The organism is Pedobacter sp. 05L430, assembly GCF_056397585.1.
On the sequence record NZ_JBFTNT010000364.1, the window covers coordinates 1 to 3,784 of the forward strand.

The following is a 3,784-nucleotide window of genomic DNA, read 5'->3' on the forward strand; positions in this document are numbered from 1 at the left end:
ATACAAGTAAGGACACAATTAGGGTGGGAAAAATTCATTTAACAAGGAATTAAGGATGATTGATGATGATCACCGAACTTCGCTATTTAGACAGAACAGAGGATTAAATTAATATTTCAAGACAATAGCATGAAAACAACGAACATCTTATTTTCTCTGGCATTCCTGCTGTTTTCCTGTGGGGCAAAGCATGGTGATAAGCAACTTGATAAAACGAATACCACTGATTCTGTTAAACAAAATAAGATAAGTTCTAAGCCTCCTGAAATAAGTACGCTTGAAAAACTGGCCGATAATATGGTTGCTTCCAGAGAAAGTTATTTAAATAATGGAAATACGGAGGCGGAAAAAATATTCATTAAAGCACTTATAGAGACATTAAAGCAGCCTGCTAGCTTTTATGATGATTTTGTCAACCTAAGAAAATATGAGATTAACCTATTAAGTGCCAACGATCATAAACTTAGGGTATTTTATTGGCTTTCACCATATTCAGGTTCCATGTGGCACGTGCAGAATATTGTTCAGTACCAAGATGAAAATAAGGCAGTAACTGCGATTTCATTTAATGATCTCTATGAGGATAAAGCCGATGAAGGCAGCCCAACTCCTTTTTTTCAACATATATACACCTTAAATACTTCCCCTCAAAAAACATATCTGCTTACAGGTTATGGGCAAATGAGCGGTACTGAGCCTTATAGTGTAAGCCACACATTAGTGATCGATCATTCAGAATTCAGCATCAACAAACCCCTGTTTAAATTGGGAAAATGGTCTAAAAATCAATTATTTGCTTCCGCGACTCTTAAGGAAGATCAAAGCAAAGAAAAACTCACCGCACAGTTAGCAATAATCTATAACGCTCAAGATAAGACCATTAGCTATCCGGAGGTTAGCGAGACTAAAAACGGATCCATTTTTAATGGAAAAAGGAACGTTTTAACCTTTCGGGGCGGAATGTTCAAGTAATAACCAAATTATTGCTGATACTACGAGGATGTATCTGGAAAACTCCATCAACCTTAGACAAGCTCAATAGACCGAATCAATCAATAATGATCATTAAATCCGGTTGTTTATGCGTTTGATGTTAGCGGTAATCTTTATTCAGGTACTTTGTCGTAAATGGTCATGTTTACTGGGATTTTTACTTCTCGTTTAAGTCTTCCAAAAATATTTCCGGGCATTTCAAATTCGATGGTAATGTATCCTTTCAGTCTCTCATAAGTTTTATTAAGCTCTATATCAATCGCTAGATTTTCACATAGAACATTATTGTGTTCCCACAGACCACCTTCTCGCAAGTAGACAGCTCTACCCTTATCTACAAATTGTAGTTTTTCATTTTTTTCATTTACCAAGTTATAGCCTTTAAATATATAAGTGGCAAAATCGGAAATGTCGTTGTCTTTATTTTTTAATGAATGATTATTCTTATTATACTCATCAAGTTTTTCCTTTGATAAAGGATACCTTGTTACTATATATAATTCATCTGTTGGCTGCTTTTCAATTTCTGTAATATTTCCGATTGTCACTTTTGCGTTTTTTACAATTTCATCTAAGAACTGGTTGGTTTCCTGTTTAGTGTATTTGTAAGCGGGTTTACCGCTTCCATCACAACCGATAAGAACAACGGACGAGATGATAAAAAGTAATAGTCGATATATCTTCATTCTTTGGTTATATACTCGGTTTATAAATTTAGTTTACTGTTAAAAGCGCTGAATGTATTTATTTTTGGCAATGGTTTTACAGTGTTTTTTTTAATCGTCTTTTTAAGAATTTTCTCCGAGCCAAGTGCTTTTGTAATCTCAATTCTTTTTCCTGTGAGAAGATTAAATTCGGTTTCGGTTGTTAAATTTTTACCATCCCAAGCTACTGAGGATATATTTTGTAGTTCAAAATTCCCATTATTGAATTTGAACTTATGAATAAGGTGATTTTCTTTGACTTCAGAAATCATATACAAGCAGTTATCTTTAATATCAAAATTTGGTATTTGATTTCCGCAATATTTCCCATTTGGATATTGCGGTTCTATTAATTTTTCAGTAGATACGTTAAGTAAATATTTTCCATTTGGTTTTAAAAAAAATATTTGTAATCTCAAAGGCTGAGTTTTATTAATGGTATCCATTGTTACTATAATTTTATCAGTTAAACCATCGCTATTTAAATCGCCTTTTTCAGTTCTAACTGGGTAAGTAAAATTACCTTTTAATTTTTGTGCATGTAAATAGATACTAATTTGAACAAGTGCAAAAATCAATAAAAATATTTTTTTCATCTTTTGATTAGGTTTTTATCTTTTCATCAAACCAGGTACTCAGCAAGCCTTCTCGCTTGAGCTGGCTCATGTGCACTTCCAAGCGATAAACTACCTGTGCAGCAGAATGACTATAAGAAATAAATGCGTGTGCCATATTAAATTTTTAATAGAATAAATAAACATAGGTATTTTTTTCAAGCTCCGCATGATTCGACAGTGAGGCTTCTGCGATAGCTCGGCTTGCATCCTGCCTCGTGTCTGAATCTAAAGATATGGGTCTTATGAACCGTGATATAATTTAAGGGGTTATTATTCGAAACACCTTAAATAGCTATCCGGTTTCAACAGGTTTTCTCAAAGTATCCGCGTAAAAAACAGTAATTCCAGGAATTAATCACTTGAGAGCGACTTAATAAACACCATTAAGATTACTACTTTAAAAATCCAGTCTTCACTAAATTAAGGTAGAAACACACCCTTTTTTTGTCGTAAATTCCCCCTGGAAATTTACCTAGCAACAACCATATTTACAGGTAGATTAGTCAATTGTATAACCAGAATATTGCGTCATGAATACCCAACCTTCAACCAAACTCGGCATTTATATCAACTACCCCGGACATTGTGAGAAAGCATTTCAGTTTTACGAGCAGCATTTAGGGGGAAAAATACATATGATAGTGCCTCACCAACTACCACCGCCTAATTTTCCGAAAGAATGGAAGAACCCGATCCTCCATGCAATCATCGAAATAGGCGGCACTAACGTGAGGGGTGCGGACATCCCTCATGCCGAACCGATGCGCAGTGCTTACCTAACACTAGTTCTTGAGACAGCGGAAGAAGCAGAACACATTTATAGTTTATTGTCCAGTGAAGGCGAAGTGTTTATGAAAATGGAGAAAACTCCTTTCGCAAACCGCTTTGCGATGCTCCGCGATAAATTCGGAACCTCCTGGATGCTCCTCAATGAGAATTAAGTATGATGATATACAGAAATGCAAAAAACAAGAAACCTGCATAAAATCCTGGTGTTGATCCTATTTTGATTTACTTTCTAAAAGTAACGCCAATACCCAGGAAAGAAGTTATAAAATTTCGTATAAGCCAAAATCCGACGAATAGAGAAAATCTTTTTTCGCAATCCTTATTGTTTTTGGATAGGCCATATCCGTACACTTAAATTTCAAGCCATCAAGCTGGTAGTAAGAAAGATAAGCGGGCGTAGGTAATTTACCATTTCTCCAGGCAATCAAAAGATCATCATCAAATTTTGGGATATCTTTTTTAGGCTTTAGGAAATCGACTTTAAACAACTCACTTTGCCTTACAACTAAGGCGTCATTTCTAATCTCAAAAACATTACAGCTTTCTGTATTTACCACCTGGTATTCACAGGGCACTAAGCCATAAGGCTTTAAAAGGTTTTTCTCATACTCATCAACAGCTTTTGCCCGCAGGCTATCACTTAAATGACTCAAATCTGCCCATTTATTATCAATGCTGTCT

General features: G+C 35.1%; 6 protein-coding genes. 2 read left to right on the plus strand and 4 right to left on the minus strand.

What is annotated here, in order from left to right; translation table 11 throughout:
* Nucleotides 1-129: 129 nt before the first annotated feature.
* Nucleotides 130-972, plus strand: coding sequence for a hypothetical protein (locus AC1DG9_RS24770; protein ID WP_172663412.1), 843 nt, complete (start codon nucleotides 130-132; stop codon nucleotides 970-972).
* A 134-nt stretch (nucleotides 973-1,106) separates the two neighbouring features.
* Here the strand turns inward: AC1DG9_RS24770 and AC1DG9_RS24775 are convergent, their stop codons facing one another.
* From AC1DG9_RS24775 to AC1DG9_RS24785, 3 genes are read right to left on the minus strand one after another with little or no spacing between them, the layout of a single operon-like run.
* Nucleotides 1,107-1,679 (minus strand): hypothetical protein, encoded by a 573-nt coding sequence (locus tag AC1DG9_RS24775; protein WP_172663413.1) that lies wholly within the window; start codon nucleotides 1,677-1,679, stop codon nucleotides 1,107-1,109.
* Nucleotides 1,680-1,699: 20 nt separating this feature from the next.
* Entirely contained in the window at nucleotides 1,700-2,293 is a 594-nt protein-coding gene (locus tag AC1DG9_RS24780) for a hypothetical protein (RefSeq protein WP_337714943.1), read from the minus strand.
* Between the two features lie 7 nt (nucleotides 2,294-2,300).
* Entirely contained in the window at nucleotides 2,301-2,429 is a 129-nt protein-coding gene (locus tag AC1DG9_RS24785; RefSeq protein WP_337714944.1) for a hypothetical protein, read from the minus strand.
* A gap of 415 nt (nucleotides 2,430-2,844) precedes the next feature.
* On the opposite strand from AC1DG9_RS24785, the gene AC1DG9_RS24790 reads away from it, so the two are divergent.
* Nucleotides 2,845-3,255, plus strand: coding sequence for a VOC family protein (locus AC1DG9_RS24790; RefSeq protein ID WP_337714946.1), 411 nt, complete (start codon nucleotides 2,845-2,847; stop codon nucleotides 3,253-3,255).
* A gap of 108 nt (nucleotides 3,256-3,363) precedes the next feature.
* Here AC1DG9_RS24790 and AC1DG9_RS24795 read toward each other — a convergent pair.
* On the minus strand, nucleotides 3,364-3,784 hold a 421-nt coding region (locus tag AC1DG9_RS24795), incomplete at its 5' end, for a hypothetical protein (RefSeq protein WP_477635437.1).